Genomic DNA, 14023 nt, shown 5'->3' with positions numbered 1-14023 from the left:
AAGCGTAGGGGACCGGGGCCGGCTGTGCTTAACCTGCGGTGATTAGCCTGCCGTGCTTAACCTGCGGTGATTAGCCTGCCGGATACACGAGCGCTGTAGCCACGGCTGAGATCCCCTCGCCGCGGCCGGTGAACCCGAGCCCGTCGCTCGTGGTGGCCGTGACGCTCACCGGCGCCGCGGCAGCAGCGCTGAGGACCTGCTGGGATTCCTCCCGCCGCGGGCCGAACTTTGGCCGGTTCGCCACGAACTGAACGGCGATGTTGCCGATTTCGAATCCGTGGGCGCGAACAATCCTGGCGGCCTCGGCCAGCAGGGTCACGCCGGATGCTCCGGCATATTCGGGACGGTCCGTACCGAAGTGCGTGCCCAGATCCCCGATCCCGCAGGCCGAGAAGAGCGCGTCGGCGGCGGCATGGGCCACGGGGTCGCCGTCTGAGTGGCCGGACAGACCCCGCTCCCCCTCCCAGAAGAGGCCGCCGAGCCACAGCGGCTGCGGCTCCTCCTCGGCGGCGAAGGCATGGACATCGATGCCGATCCCGGTCCGGGGAATGACCGGGGGAACGACTGGCGGGTTGGCGGACATGCTCATCCCTCCACCCAGCGCAAGCCCAGGGGTCCTTCAAGAAGGCCTTCGGCCAGGATCAGGTCCAGGGGCGTGGTGATCTTCAGGGACTGGCTGGCGCCGCGTACAGCGTGGACCGGGACCCCGATGAGCTCCACAAGCATCGCGTCGTCCGTGACGAGGGCGGCCTGGCCGGCGTCGAACCCGGAGGCAGCCTCGTGGGCGCGCTTGAGGGTGCTCAGCGCGAATCCCTGCGGTGTCTGCACGGCGCGGAGCGACTCCCGGGGCGCCGTCCCGGTGACCAGCTCGGGGGCCACCGCGGCGCCGTCGCCGGTGGTCGGTTCCACGGTCTTGACGGTGTCGACGACCGGTATCACCGGGATGACGGCCGATGCACCGGCGCCGAGCGCCGCTGCCACGCGGTGAAAGACGGCTTCAGGCGTCAGCGCCCGGGCGGCGTCGTGGACCAGCACCGATTCGATATCGGGCAGGAGGGCCGCCATCGCGGCGCGGACTGAATCGGCGCGGTCCGCACCGCCGTCGACGACCGTCACGACGGGAACCCGGACGCCGTTGCCCGACGCTGCTCCGGCTTGCCCGGCCGCAAGCTCCTGCGTGAAGGCCTCGCACAGCGCCCGCAACTCAGTGTCACCCGGGGGGAGCGCAATGCAGATCTGCTGTGCGATCCCGGCAGCCACCACACCGCGAAGGGCGTGGGTGAGGATGGTGTCCCCGCCGAGAGGCACCTTTGCTTTCGGCATGCCGTAGCCCAGGCGCTGGCCGGAGCCGGCGGCTACAACTATGACCGCCGTGGCGGGACCGGGCTGTGACGTATTCGCCTGTGACGTATTCGTCGGTGCAGTATCCATGGGCACAAGACTACGTCCCCGCGCCTCGGACCATCCCGTTGCCCTGGTTGTGGCTGCCCTGGAGCGCTCAACTCAAAGGGACCTCAACTGATAGCGCAACGGAGGGGGCGGCCGCTGAAAAGGGCAAAAAGAAGCCCCGGCGGCTGACGCCACCGGGGTTCGATTCTTAATCTGCGCCGGCCCCGTTGGGCCGGCCCTGTGCTAGGAAGCCAGGACCTCGTCGAGAACGCTTGCAGCCTTCTCTTCATCAGTCTTCTCAGCCAGTGCCAGTTCCGAAATCAGGATCTGACGGGCCTTGGCCAGCATGCGCTTCTCTCCCGCGGAGAGACCCCGGTCGTGATCACGGCGCCAGAGGTCACGGACGACCTCGGCTACCTTGATGACGTCACCGGAAGCAAGCTTTTCCAGGTTTGCCTTGTAGCGACGCGACCAGTTGGTGGGTTCTTCAGTGAACTCGGCCCGCAGCACATCGAACACGTGCTCCAAGCCTTCCTTGCCCACTACGTCCCGAACCCCTACCAGGTCAACGTTTTCTGCTGGAACTTCAATGGTCAGATCACCCTGAGCCACCTTGAGCTTGAGATACATCTTCTCTTCGCCCTTGACGGTGCGCATCTTGATTTCTTCAATTTTGGCTGCACCGTGGTGAGGGTAAACTACTGTCTCGCCGACCTCAAAAACCATGTGGACATTCCCCTTTCCCGCAGACCAGTTTATCACGATTAAGGCATACAACTGGCATCAAAAGGTGCCTGGAACCGCATGAATCCGGGGGAAATGGCCGCAATCCGCCCCCTCAAACCCCTTGACGAATGCGGATAATAGTGCCTGCGGCCCTAACTGCCAAGAGGTTTCCGTCCCCCGCCGAGCCGGGACCCGTCGCCGGAGGAGCACACGTGGCCGCGCTTGTGTGTAGTCGCCGAATCCTTGTTTGCGGCCGATTGCGGCTAGGCTATGGCTGAATAATGTTTCAAGACTCTCAAGGAGTGCGTGACGTGCGTTTCACTGCGATGAACCGGGGCCAGCGCGGCAAGCTGGCAATGGCAACGGCTGCACTTGGCATCGGCCTGTTGTCCCTGACCGGCTGCGGCTACATCAACGCCCAGCAGACCACGGAGCAGTACGCGGCCTCGGACGGAACCCGGACGGATCTCGGTGCGCTGCAGCTGCGCAACTTCATCATCGTCTCCGATGGCGAGGACAAGCCGGGCCGTGTGATCGGCGCCGTGTACAACACCTCCTCCAACGACGTGGTGCTGACCATCAAGGGTGTGGAGGGCTCGCAGACCCAGGTTCCGGTCAAGAAGAACTCCTACACCATGCTCAACGACTCCACCGACGCCGCGATCCTGACCCCGGCCGGCGCCAAGCCAGGCGCCGTCCTCGAGGTCACCATCTCCGAGAACGGCACCAACAAGGAAGCCAAGTTCACGGTTCCGGTCATGGACGGCACGATCGTCGACTACAAGTCGTACCTGCCGACGCCGGCGCCCACCGGGTCCGGCACGGCCACGTCGACGGAGACGGCTACGCCGACCGAGACGGCCACACCGACGCCGAGCAGCACGGCCGGCCACTAGCTTCAACGGCTGGACCTATTGCAAAAGGAGGGGCACCTGCAGGTGCCCCTCCTTTTGTGTGTCCCCTGATGTACAACTGCGCCGGACTTCCAGCGGCCCGGCAGCAGGGCAGTAGGGCTGCAGCGGCCCGGCAGCAGCGGCCGCCGGGCTGCCTCTTCCGACCTTTAGGGCTCGAACTTGTAGCCCAGCCCCCGGACCGTGATCAGGTACCGCGGCGCGGACGCATCCGGCTCGATCTTGCTGCGCAGCCGCTTGACGTGGACGTCGAGGGTCTTGGTGTCCCCGACGTAGTCGGAGCCCCAGACCCTGTCGATCAGCTGCCCGCGGGTCAGGACCCGGCCGGAGTTCCGCAGCAGCATCTCCAGCAGCTCGAACTCCTTGAGCGGCAAGGCGACCTGCTCGCCCCCGACGCTGACCACGTGGCGTTCAATGTCCATCCGAACAGGACCGGCCTGCACCGTGGTGGAGACAAGCTCCTCCGGCTCGCTCTGGCGCCGCAGGACGGCCCGGACCCGGGCCACGAGTTCCCGCGAGGAGTAGGGCTTGGTGACATAGTCGTCGGCACCCAGCTCGAGCCCCACCACCTTGTCGATTTCCGAGTCCTTGGCCGTCAGCATGATCACGGGCACCCCGGAGCGTTGCCGGAGTTGGCGGCAGACCTCGGTGCCGGACTGGCCAGGCAGCTGCAGGTCCAGGAGCACGAGGTCGGCGCCGTTGCGGTCGAATTCGGTGATGGCGTCCAGTCCGTTGTCCACCACCTCCACTTCGAAGCCTTCTTTACCCAACAGGTAGGACAGGGGGTCGCTGAAGGACTCCTCGTCCTCGACAATCAGAATCCTGCTCAAGCGGTAGCTCCTTGCTCATGGACGCCTGCGGCGTCACGTCGTTGCGGTCTGGGGTCCCGACTGGAAGTTTGGGCAGCGGGCTTGCCCGCCTCGGGGACGTCGCCGTCGTCCTGCCCTTCTATCTCGGGAAGTCGAATGGTGAACGTGGAACCCTGGCCGAGCCGGGACCACAGGGTCACCTCGCCGCCGTGGTTGGAAATGACGTGCTTGACGATGCTCAGGCCAAGCCCGGTGCCGCCGGTCTGCCGCGAGCGGGCAGCATCCACGCGGTAGAAGCGCTCAAAGACGCGCTCCTGGTCCTCGGCGCTGAGCCCATCGCCCTGGTCCGTCACCGAGACCGCCACGAGACCGTCCTTGGCCCGGATGCCCACGCCCACCTTGGTGTTCTCCGGCGAGTAGCGGATGGCGTTATCGATCAGGTTGCGCAGGGCGGTTACGAGAAGGTCCTGGTCGCCGTAGACCAGGGCATCGGCGTGTCCGCCGACCACCAGCTGGATGTTCTTACTCTCGGCCGGCAGCACGGAGCGGTCCACGGCCTCGCTGACCACAAGGTTGATGTCCACCGGGCGGCCCTGCTGCGCGACGTTGGCGCCCTGGAGCCGGGAGAGTTCAATGATGTCCTGGACAAGCGCCGCAAGCCGTGTCGATTCCTTGTGCATGCGCTTGGCGAACCGCTTCACCGCCTCGGGGTCGTCAGCGGACGACTCGAGTGCCTCGGCCAGGAGGGAGATCGCCCCGACCGGTGTCTTCAGTTCGTGGGAGACGTTCGCGACGAAGTCGTTGCGGACTTCCTCGGTGCGGGTGAATTCAGTCCGGTCATCGGCCAGCAGGAGGACATATTCCTCCGTGATGACGGCGGCCCGGACCTGGACAACGATCGTGCCCTGGCCGAGCGGGCCGCGCGGCAGTTCCAGCTGCTGTTCGAGGATGACGCCGTCCCGCCGCACCTTGGCCGTCAGTTCCAGCAGCTGCTGGTGGACCACCGTGTGCCCGCGGACCAGGCCGTAGGCGTAGGCGGCGGGGCTGGCGCGGACCACGCCGTCGATCGCATCCACCACCACGAACGCGCGGCCGAGGACGGCGAGCACTTCCGCGGCCCCCTCGGGCAGCGAGGGGTCATCGACGTCGACATCGACAATATGCCGCTGCTGCTCACTGACCCGGAACGCGAGTACGCCGAACATGCCAAACGAGAGGCCGATCAGGCCGGCGATCACGCCGATGAGCATTGGATCCACGGCTCCAGCTTATGCTCTGCCACGTGACCGAAACCGAAATCTCCTGCGATTCGGGCAGCGGTTCAGCTAACGTTCACCTATTGGGGCGTAACAGTTCACCGGACCCTGAAAGAGTTGACAGTTGGAGCGCCGGTAGGTGAACCGAAATAGGCCCGCCACTTCGATTGCAGGCAATATTTCCGAGGAAAGGACGCACACGTGCGTAAGGTTTTTCAGGAGGAGCTCGCCCAGGTAAGGGAACAGCTCGTCGAGATCTCAGCGCTGGTCACAGAGGCCATCGATAAGGCCACGACAGCTTTCCAGGGCGCCGATATCGACCTCGCCGAGGACGTGATTGCCGCCGATGCCCGCATCGACTTCCTGCAGAACAGCCTCGACGAGCGGGCCATCGACATCCTCGCCCTCCAGGGCCCGGTGGCGAGCGATCTGCGCATGCTGGTTGGTTCGCTCCGGATGAGCGCCTCGCTCGAACGCATGGGCGACCTCGCCCGGCACCTGGCCCAGCTGGCGCGTCTGCGCTATCCGGCGTCAGTGGTCCCGGACCAGCTGCGGGAGACCTTCAAGGCTTTCGCGGAACAGGACCTGCTGATCGCCCAGAAGCTCACGGAGCTGCTGGCAACCCGCGACCTCGGCGTGGCCCGGGAGATCATGAAGGCCAATGGCGCCGTCAACGACCTTCACCTGAGCGTTTTCCAGGCGATCGCCCGCAGCGACTGGCAGGAGTCGCCGGCCACCACGGTGGACGTTGCCCTGGCCAGCCGCTACTTCGAGCGCTTCGCGGATCACGGCGTCTCCGTGGCCCAGAAGGTCACGTACCTGGTGACGGGCGCGTGGCAGCCGAGCACGATCGAGCACAACTGACTCCGGCCGACTGCGGCTGACTCAACCGCAGTTACAACGGCGCCGGTACAACGGCGCTGATAGCACCGCGCTGAACGAACGACGGCGTCCGGTCACCTTGGGGGTGGCCGGACGCCGTCGTTTGTGCTCTGTGCCTTGCTTAGTGCCTGGCCGGGCGGGGGCCGGTTACTTCTTGCCCTGGTTGGCGACGGCCTTGATGGCCTCGGCGGCGGCCTCGGGATCGAGGTAGGTGCCGCCCGGGTTCAGGGGCTTGAAGTCCTCATCCAGTTCGTAGACCAGCGGGATGCCGGTGGGGATGTTCAGGCTGGCGATGTCCTCGTCGCTGATCCCGTCAAGGTGCTTGACGAGGGCGCGGAGCGAGTTTCCGTGGGCGGTGACCAGGACGGTCTTACCGGCCCTGAGGTCTTCCTTGATGTCTGATTCCCAGTACGGCATGAGCCGGATCAGGACATCCTTGAGGCATTCGGTGCGCGGGATGGCGTCGCCGAGGTCCGCGTAGCGCGGGTCCCCCACCTGGGAGAACTCGGAATCGTCAGCCAGGGGCGGCGGCGGGGTGTCGTAGGACCGGCGCCACAGCATGAACTGCTCCTCGCCGAATTCGGCGAGGGTCTGGGCCTTGTCCTTGCCCTGCAGCGCGCCGTAGTGGCGCTCGTTGAGCCGCCAGTCGCGCTTGACGTCGATCCAGCCGCGGTCGGCTTTTTCCAGGGCCATGTTTGCCGTGTTGATGGCCCGCTTCAACCGCGAGGTGTAGAGGATGTCGGGGAGGATGTTGTTCTCCACGAGCAGCTCGCCGCCGCGCACCGCCTCGGCACGGCCCTGGTCATTGAGGTCAACGTCCACCCAGCCGGTGAACAGGTTCTTGGCATTCCAGTCGCTGTGGCCGTGGCGCAGCAGAATCAGCTTGTAAGTCATGGTTTTCATCCTAGCCGAGCGGTTGGCGGCGGTGCCGAGCGTTACACACCGCGCGTTTCAGAGCGTGCCTCACCTTCTGCTTCACCGCCCGCTTCAGGGCAACGCGGGGTCGCTGCCGGTCCATCCAGCGGCCACCACGGAAGTGAGGTGACCCCGCGTTGGAGGATAGGCTTGGGCGGTGGTGCAGAAGGCTGAACGGGTGCTGGCCCCCCGGAACAAGGGCGGAACGAGGGGCAGCGCGCGCGGCGGCAGGCCCGTGGGTAACGTGACCCGCGGAACCACGAACCCCAACCGGATGCGCCGCGTGGACCGCTGGCTGACCGGGCCCCAGGCATGGCGGCTGCGGGCCGCGGCCCATCCTCTTGCCGTCGACCTCGGGTACGGCGCCTCACCGGCCACCGCCGTCGAACTCTTCGAACGCCTCGCCGCGGTCCGCGGGGACGTACAAATGGTGGGGATCGAAATCGAACCGGAGCGCGTCCGGCAGGCCCAAGCCCTTGAACGGCCCGGCCTAAGGTTCCAGCTGGGCGGCTTCGAACTGCCCATGACCGGAAGGCCCGTGCTGGTCCGCGCCTTCAACGTGCTGCGGCAGTACGAGGAAGCCGACGTGGCGGGCATCTGGCGGCTGGTGCAGGACCGGCTGGCCCCGGGCGGGCTGTTCATCGACGGCACGTGCGATGAAATTGGGCGGCGCGCCGCCTGGGTGGCGCTCGACGTCGAGCGGCCGCTGAGCCTGAGCCTGTCCATGCGGTTCGGTGCCTTCGTGCTGCCCTCCGACGTTGCCGAAAGGCTGCCGAAGGCCCTGATCCACCGCAACGTGCCCGGCGAGAAGATCCACGCCTACCTGCAGGCGATGGACCAAGCCTGGCTGGAAGCGGCGCCGCTGGCGGCCTTCGGAAACCGGCAGCGCTTCGGGGCGATGTGCCGCGCACTGCTCGACGCCGGTTGGCCGATCCAGGACGGCCCGTCCCGCTGGCGGCTGGGCGAAGTGACGGTCGGCTGGGAAGCCGTGGCCCCGGGAGCTTAGGTGCCGCCGGTGGTCACCAGGGGCCGTAGGGGCCCATGTTGCTGCCGCGGCCGCGGCCGGCGTCCTTGACGGCGGGGCGGACGTCGGCGAGGTACACGGACGCGGCCGTCACCGCTGCAAGGCCGAAAATCCCGAGCGAACTGGCGCCGCCACCGCTGCCCAGCTGCGAGAGCAGGGAAAACAGTCCCACGGCGAACGCGCCGCCGGTCAGGGCCAGCCAGAAGGTCTTGGTCCGCTTCGATACGGCCTCGAACGCGTTGGCCTTGTGCCGGAGACAATCGAAAAACGCCCATGCCTCAAGGACAAAGGCCACGACAGCCAGGACCAGGTAAACCCCGGATTCGACAAAGTAAATGAGTATGCGTCCGTCCACTCCCCCAGCCTAGCCGTCCAGAGTGCCCAATGCCTGCTCCAAATCGGCCCAAAGGTCTTCCACGTTCTCAATGCCCACGCTCATCCGGACCAGGTTGTCCGGCACGCTCTCCGGCTCGGCGGCGTGCCGGCGCCGGCGTTCGATCAGGGATTCCACCCCACCCAGCGAGGTCGCGGGGAGCCAAAGCTGCAGGGCGCGGATCATGCGGTCCGCGGCGTCCGCGCCGCTGAGGCCCCTGCCCTGCCCACCCACCGGTGCCACCTCGATGCACAGGACGGAACCGAAACCCTTCATCTGCTCCTTGGCCCGCGCGTGGCCGGGGTCCGAGGCCAGCCCGGGGAAGCGGACGCCGGCCACCTTCGGATGACCGTCGAGCCGCTCGGCCAGGATTTGGGCCGACGCCTGCGAACGCTCGATCCGCAGCGCCAGGGTGCGGAGCCCGCGCAGCGCCAGCCACGCCTCGAATGGTCCGGCGATTCCGCCGTGGATGGTGCGGTGGTGCAGCAGGGCGGCGCGGAGACCGGCGTCGGACGTCACCAGGGCACCGAGTACGACGTCGGAGTGGCCGGAGAGGTACTTGGTCACCGAATGCAGCACGACGTCGGAGCCCAGGCTCAGGGGCTGCTGTACCAGGGGCGTGGAAAAGGTGTTGTCCGTGACGACGATGGCGCCGGCCTCATGCGCCGCGGCGGTCAGGGCCCGCATGTCCGCGACGCCGAGCATGGGGTTCGTGGGGCTCTCCAGCCAGAGCATGCTGGCGGCGCGCCCGCCGGCCGGGGCAAGCGCCGCAAGTACAGCGTCGGTGTCCGCGATATCCACCGTCCGCAGCTCGAGGAACCCTTTGGCCGCCAGTTCGGTGGCCATGGTGACCGACCCCGCATAGCTGTGCGACGGCATGACGAGCACGCCCTGGGCGGGCACCAGGGACAGGGCCGAACTCACGGCGGCGAGTCCCGAGGCGTAGAGCAGGCCCGGCAGTTCCGAGCCCTCCAACTGGCCCAGCGCCTCTTCAAAGGGGTCCCACGTGGGGTTGGAATACCGGCCGTAGCCGCGGTCGCCGTCGCCCAGCGGTCCCGTGCCGAAGTAGGTCGAGGACAGCACCAGCGGCGGGTTGACCGGTTCGTCGCGGGTGCGCGGCGGGCGCCCTGCCGCGACGACCAGGGAATCCGGCGAAAGCGTGGCGGCCTGTTCTTCAGTAAGACTCATGAGGACAGGGTACGTGGGCGCCCGGCAGGGTACCCAAGCCGTTACGCCGCAGACTATCCGCAGACTAGAGTGTCGGGGATTGTCGGTACTCTTGAACGGTGACTACCCAGAGCCCCGGAGCGTCCGGCCGAAAGTTGACCGGCCTGTTGCCCGGACTGTTTATTGCCTTCGAGGGCGGAGACGGCGCCGGCAAGTCCACGCAGGCGGCTGAACTCGCCAAAGCCCTGGAATCGGATGGTTTTACCGTGCTGCGGACCCGGGAACCGGGCGGCACGGCGATCGGCGAGAAGCTGCGGTCCCTCGTGCTGGATCACGGCCACGGCCACATCGATGCCCATACCGAGGCCCTGATTTTCGCGGCATCCCGGGCGGCGCACGCGAGCCAGGTCATCCGCCCCGCCCTGGAACGCGGCGAAATCGTCCTTACCGACCGGTACATCGATTCCTCGGTCGCGTACCAGGGCGCCGGCCGAGGCCTCGGAACGCAGGCGGTCCGGGACATCAATGCCTGGGCCACATCGGACCTGCAGCCGGACCTGACGGTACTCCTCGACGTCGAGCCCGCCGTTGGCCGGCAGCGGCGCACCGCCGGCGAGGCCGCCGAAGACCGCCTCGAGTCCGAGGCCGACGAATTCCATGCCAAGATCCGGGCGGCCTTCCTGGACCTCGCCTCGGCCCGGCCCGAGGCGTATCTGGTGTTGCCCGCCCGGCTGCCGGTCGCCGAACTCGCTGCCCGGATCCTCGAGCGCGTCGAATCCCTGCTGGCCGTCACCCAAAGCAGCACAGCATGACGGTCTGGGACGACCTCCAGGGCCAGGACGCCGTCGTGGCCCAGTTGCGCCAGGCGGCCCAGAACGAAGGGCTCACGCACGCGTGGCTTTTCACCGGACCGCCCGGCTCCGGCCGTTCCAACGCCGCGAAGGCGTTCGCCGCGGCCCTGAACTGCGACCAGGAGGACGTCAGCCTGCGCGGCTGCGGCGAATGCCCGGCGTGCCTGACCATCCTCGGCGAAACCCATTCCGACGTCTCGTTCGTGCGCACGGAGAAGGTCACCATCACCATCGACGAGGCGCGTGAGCTCGTGTCCACCGCCGGGAACCGGCCCTCGTCGGGCCGGTGGCGGATCATCGTGGTGGAGGACGCGGACCGGATGGCCGAGCGGACCACCAACGTGCTGCTCAAGGCCATCGAGGAACCCACGCCCCGCACCGTCTGGATGCTCTGCGCCCCCTCCCCCGCCGATGTCCTGGTGACCATCCGCTCCCGCTGCCGGCCGGTGGCGCTGCGGCTTCCGCCGGCTGCCGCCGTCGCTGCACTGCTGGTGAAGCGCGACGGCGTGGACCCGGCGGTCGCCGAGCGCGCCGCCCGCGCGGCGCAGAGCCACGTCGGGATCGCCCGCCGCCTGGCCCGGGACCCGGAGGCCCGGGAGCGCCGGCTCGAGACGGTGCGGTTTCCGCTGTCCCTTCGCGGCGTCACGGCGGCGGTCATGATGGCCGAGAAACTGGTCAAGATCGCCACCGAGGAAGCCAACAGCTCCAACGACGAGCGCGACGCCGCCGAGAAGACGGCGCTTCTGGCCACTCTCGGGGCACCCGAAAGCGGCACGCTGCCGCCAGCCATGCGGAGCCAGGTCAAGCAGCTCGAGGACGACCAGAAGCGCCGCGCCAAGCGTTCCGTCACCGACTCCCTTGACCGCACCCTGACGGACCTGTTGTCCTTTTACCGGGATGTCCTGATCATCCAGATGGGGAACGCAGTGGAACTCGTCAACGTTGAACTCAGAAGCGAACTCGAAGACTTCGCCTCCCGTTCCACCGCCGAAGTGACCCTTGCCCGAATGGACGCCATCAACAAGGCCCGCACGCGGATCACCACAACCAACGTGGCCCCGCTGCTGACGATCGAGTCCATGGCTTCCAGCCTTATTTGACGGTTCCGGCCGCTCCAACGATCATCTTCGCTTTCGTTCCTAGCCTCCAAGGAGAACCGCATGAAGCCTGCTCGACCCCAGTCCGCAAGATCCAGATCCCTGGCGATCGGCATGCGGGCCGTCGGCGCCGTGGCCCTGGCCCTCACGCTGGCCTCGTGCACCCTCTTCGGCGGCGGGGGCGGCAACGGGTCCAGTGCGCCGGCATCGGGGGCGGCGGGGCAGGCGGACCCGTCAATCGTGGCGGCCGCGCCGGCCGAGCTGCGCAGCTACTACTCCCAGCAGGTCGACTGGAAACCGTGTGAAGGCAACTTCCAGTGCGCCAAAATCAAGGTTCCGCTGGACTACAGCAAGCCCGACGGCGAACGCATCGAGCTTGCCGCCATCAAGCTCGCCACGACAGGCGACAAGAAGGGCACCCTGATGGTCAATCCGGGCGGCCCGGGCGGCTCGGGGTACGACTTCGTCAGGGATGCGGCCAACACCAATATTTCGGACAAAGTCCGGTCCGCCTACGACATCGTGGGCTTCGACCCCCGCGGCGTGAAGCGCTCCGCCCCGGTCACGTGCCTCACGGACAAGGAACGCGACGCGTCCCGCGCCAAGACCTACGCCCTGGACACCGACGCCGGACTAGACGAGGCCCTGGCCGACAACAAGGCCATCGCTGCCAAGTGCGTGGAGAAAACCGGGCCGGTGCTGGCCCATATCGACACCGTCAGCGCCGCGAAGGACCTCGACATCCTGCGCGGGGTGGCCAACGACTCCAAGCTGAACTACCTCGGTTACTCCTACGGGACGCTCCTCGGCGCCACCTACGCATCGCTGTTTCCGGACAACGTGGGCCGGTTGGTCCTCGACGGCGCCCTTGACCCATCGCTGAGCAACGAGGAACTGACCCGCGACCAGGCCGTGGCCTTCGAAAAGGCCCTCCACGCCTATGTCGCCAAGTGCCAGCAGACGTCCGGATGCCCCCTCGCGGGAAGCACCGAGGAAGGTGTCCAGCAGATCCGCAACGCCATCAGCGCGGCCGAGGCGAACCCGCTGCCGGCGAAGGACGGCCGGAAGGTCTCGGGCTCCACGTTTGTCAGCGGCCTCATCATCCCGCTCTACAACAATGACAACTGGCCGATCCTCACCCGGGCGCTCGCCACCGCCCTGGCCGGCGACGGCACGGGCATGTTGCAGCTGGCCGACTTCGGCGCCGACCGCGATCCCAGCGGCACCTACACGTCAAACAGCACCTTCGCCTTCAACGCCATCAACTGCCTGGACTACCCGATGGTGTCCGACACCGCGTCCATGCGGGCCGAGGACCAGAAGCTGCGCCAGCTGTCGCCCACGTTTGGCTACTACTTCGCCTATGGCGGCAGCAACTGCAAGGACTGGCCGTACAAGAACGTCCGGGCCCCTGCCCCGGTCGATTACAAGGGCTCGGCCCCGATTGTCGTAGTTGGAACCACCGGCGACCCGGCTACGCCCGTGCAATGGGCCAGTTCCCTGCGCAAGCAGCTTGGGAACGCCTCGCTGCTGACCTGGAAGGGTGAGGGCCACACGGCGTACGGCCGTTCCAACAGCTGCATCGGCAACGCGGTCGATGACTACCTGGTGGACGGAAAGGCCCCGGCGGACAACACCGTCTGCTAGGTCCGCGACGGGGCCGCATGGCGGCTTCGGTCGCTCATTTTGACCCGGACGCCGGGACTCTATTACAGTTGTCTCTTGCATGATCCGCCCGGTTCACAGGGCATTCATGTGGTTGCTTCCTTAGCTCAGTTGGTAGAGCGTCTCACTCGTAATGAGAAGGTCGCCAGTTCGATTCTGGCAGGAAGCTCGGGAAGAACCCCGTATCACCGTTGACTCAACGGGGATACGGGGTTTTTTATTGGTTGCGGCGGGACGGGTCCGTACGGGGCCGTATCGGGCCGGGAACCCCGACCCAGAAGAAGGCCCCGCAGCCCTCAGGGGCGGCAGGGCCTTCTTGTAGTTCGCGCGGGGTCAGTGGGTGCGACCCGGATGCTTATGCGGGGACGTCGAACCGCTGGCCCTCGGGTTTTGATTCCAGCAGCGTGAAGACGAGGAGAATAATGCCGCCGATAAACGGGATGAGGACGATGAGGTACATCCAGCCGCTGAAGTTCGAGTCGTGGAGTCGACGGACCGTCAGGGCCAAGGACGGGACAATGACTGCCAGGAACCAGACGGCTGCCAGGATGAGCCCGATCATATAGGCGGGGCCGGGGACGCTGGCGCCGTTGGGGCCCAGTTTTGCGCCGGCCGCCCCACCGGCAAGCATGATGACGTTTAAGACGATCGAGACGAGACCGGAGACGAGCATCCACCACCAGTATTCGCTCCGGCTGGCGCGGCCGGAGAACGTCCCGTACTTCTTGAAGAACCGCGACGCGGCCTCTGGCAGAGAAGCGCCGTAGAGCGGTGCCCAGAGTGGCACGGGCCCGGATCCGTGAGCCGGGTACGCCGCAGCGGCGTACGGGTTCGGCGCCCACCCCGGGTTCTGCCGGGGCTGCTCGCTGGGCCACATCTGCCGGCCGGTGCCTTGCTGAGAATAATGCGGATCTGACATGTGATGCTCCTTCACTGGTGTGCCGGGTGGATCCGGGAG

Annotated in this window: 15 protein-coding genes and 1 tRNA gene; 7 read left to right on the top strand and 9 right to left on the bottom strand. The window is 66.9% G+C overall.

Annotation, left to right across the window (positions count from 1 at the left end; translation table 11 throughout):
• Positions 1 to 70 precede the first annotated feature (70 nt).
• From ispF to AC1D0A_RS14545, 3 genes are all read right to left on the bottom strand, one after another.
• Positions 71 to 589: a 2-C-methyl-D-erythritol 2,4-cyclodiphosphate synthase gene (gene ispF, locus AC1D0A_RS14555; RefSeq protein WP_243181856.1), complete on the bottom strand. Its 519-nt coding sequence runs from the start codon at positions 587 to 589 to the stop codon at positions 71 to 73.
• The gene (ispD, locus tag AC1D0A_RS14550) at positions 586 to 1431 is read right to left on the bottom strand and encodes a 2-C-methyl-D-erythritol 4-phosphate cytidylyltransferase (protein ID WP_476946103.1); all 846 of its coding nucleotides are present in this window, start codon (positions 1429 to 1431) and stop codon (positions 586 to 588) included. The genes ispF and ispD overlap by 4 nt, the downstream gene beginning before the upstream one ends.
• Positions 1432 to 1632: 201 nt before the next feature.
• On the bottom strand, positions 1633 to 2115 hold the full coding sequence (locus AC1D0A_RS14545; RefSeq protein WP_026266570.1) for a CarD family transcriptional regulator: 483 nt from the start codon (positions 2113 to 2115) through the stop codon (positions 1633 to 1635).
• A 326-nt stretch (positions 2116 to 2441) separates the two neighbouring features.
• On the opposite strand from AC1D0A_RS14545, the gene AC1D0A_RS14540 reads away from it, so the two are divergent.
• Positions 2442 to 3011 carry a hypothetical protein gene (locus AC1D0A_RS14540; RefSeq protein ID WP_476946109.1) on the top strand — a complete coding sequence of 190 codons (570 nt, stop codon included), beginning with the start codon at positions 2442 to 2444 and terminating at the stop codon, positions 3009 to 3011.
• 164 nt (positions 3012 to 3175) lie between these two features.
• Here AC1D0A_RS14540 and AC1D0A_RS14535 read toward each other — a convergent pair whose 3' ends face one another.
• Together AC1D0A_RS14535 and AC1D0A_RS14530 are read right to left on the bottom strand one after the other, a co-directional pair.
• Positions 3176 to 3856 (bottom strand): response regulator transcription factor, encoded by a 681-nt coding sequence (locus AC1D0A_RS14535; protein WP_028276348.1) that lies wholly within the window; start codon positions 3854 to 3856, stop codon positions 3176 to 3178.
• Positions 3853 to 5085, bottom strand: a complete 1233-nt coding sequence (locus AC1D0A_RS14530) for a sensor histidine kinase (protein WP_028276349.1) — start codon at positions 5083 to 5085, stop codon at positions 3853 to 3855. Before AC1D0A_RS14530 ends, AC1D0A_RS14535 begins: the two co-directional genes overlap by 4 nt.
• 207 nt (positions 5086 to 5292) lie before the next feature.
• Here AC1D0A_RS14530 and phoU point away from each other — a divergent pair, with 207 nt between their 5' ends.
• Positions 5293 to 5955 carry a phosphate signaling complex protein PhoU gene (gene phoU, locus AC1D0A_RS14525; RefSeq protein WP_079552056.1) on the top strand — a complete coding sequence of 221 codons (663 nt, stop codon included), beginning with the start codon at positions 5293 to 5295 and terminating at the stop codon, positions 5953 to 5955.
• A 165-nt stretch (positions 5956 to 6120) separates the two neighbouring features.
• Here phoU and AC1D0A_RS14520 read toward each other — a convergent pair whose 3' ends face one another.
• Positions 6121 to 6867: a phosphoglyceromutase gene (locus tag AC1D0A_RS14520; protein ID WP_243181854.1), complete on the bottom strand. Its 747-nt coding sequence runs from the start codon at positions 6865 to 6867 to the stop codon at positions 6121 to 6123.
• A 178-nt stretch (positions 6868 to 7045) separates the two neighbouring features.
• Here AC1D0A_RS14520 and AC1D0A_RS14515 point away from each other — a divergent pair, with 178 nt between their 5' ends.
• Positions 7046 to 7894, top strand: coding sequence for a class I SAM-dependent methyltransferase (locus tag AC1D0A_RS14515; protein ID WP_476946102.1), 849 nt, complete (start codon positions 7046 to 7048; stop codon positions 7892 to 7894).
• 13 nt (positions 7895 to 7907) lie between these two features.
• Here the strand turns inward: AC1D0A_RS14515 and AC1D0A_RS14510 are convergent, their stop codons facing one another.
• Together AC1D0A_RS14510 and AC1D0A_RS14505 are read right to left on the bottom strand one after the other, a co-directional pair.
• On the bottom strand, positions 7908 to 8267 hold the full coding sequence (locus AC1D0A_RS14510; RefSeq protein ID WP_028276353.1) for a DUF2516 family protein: 360 nt from the start codon (positions 8265 to 8267) through the stop codon (positions 7908 to 7910).
• A gap of 9 nt (positions 8268 to 8276) precedes the next feature.
• The gene (locus tag AC1D0A_RS14505) at positions 8277 to 9473 is read right to left on the bottom strand and encodes a trans-sulfuration enzyme family protein (protein WP_243181852.1); all 1197 of its coding nucleotides are present in this window, start codon (positions 9471 to 9473) and stop codon (positions 8277 to 8279) included.
• Between the two features lie 134 nt (positions 9474 to 9607).
• Between AC1D0A_RS14505 and tmk the strand changes: the two genes are divergently transcribed.
• The 4 genes from tmk (at position 9608) to AC1D0A_RS14485 (ending at position 13234) form a co-directional block, all read left to right on the top strand.
• On the top strand, positions 9608 to 10264 hold the full coding sequence (gene tmk, locus AC1D0A_RS14500) for a dTMP kinase (RefSeq protein WP_028276354.1): 657 nt from the start codon (positions 9608 to 9610) through the stop codon (positions 10262 to 10264).
• The gene (locus tag AC1D0A_RS14495; protein ID WP_243181851.1) at positions 10261 to 11403 is read left to right on the top strand and encodes a DNA polymerase III subunit delta'; all 1143 of its coding nucleotides are present in this window, start codon (positions 10261 to 10263) and stop codon (positions 11401 to 11403) included. Before tmk ends, AC1D0A_RS14495 begins: the two co-directional genes overlap by 4 nt.
• A gap of 60 nt (positions 11404 to 11463) precedes the next feature.
• The gene (locus AC1D0A_RS14490) at positions 11464 to 13047 is read left to right on the top strand and encodes an alpha/beta hydrolase (protein ID WP_476944500.1); all 1584 of its coding nucleotides are present in this window, start codon (positions 11464 to 11466) and stop codon (positions 13045 to 13047) included.
• A 114-nt stretch (positions 13048 to 13161) separates the two neighbouring features.
• Positions 13162 to 13234, top strand: a tRNA-Thr gene (locus tag AC1D0A_RS14485).
• Between the two features lie 186 nt (positions 13235 to 13420).
• Here the strand turns inward: AC1D0A_RS14485 and AC1D0A_RS14480 are convergent.
• Positions 13421 to 13984: a DUF805 domain-containing protein gene (locus AC1D0A_RS14480; protein ID WP_476946101.1), complete on the bottom strand. Its 564-nt coding sequence runs from the start codon at positions 13982 to 13984 to the stop codon at positions 13421 to 13423.
• Between the last annotated feature and the right edge of the window lie 39 nt (positions 13985 to 14023).

Source organism: Arthrobacter sp. P1_D4 (assembly GCF_056406115.1).
Note: the sequence above shows the minus strand (reverse complement) of the source record. Positions and strands in the feature narration are given on the sequence as shown.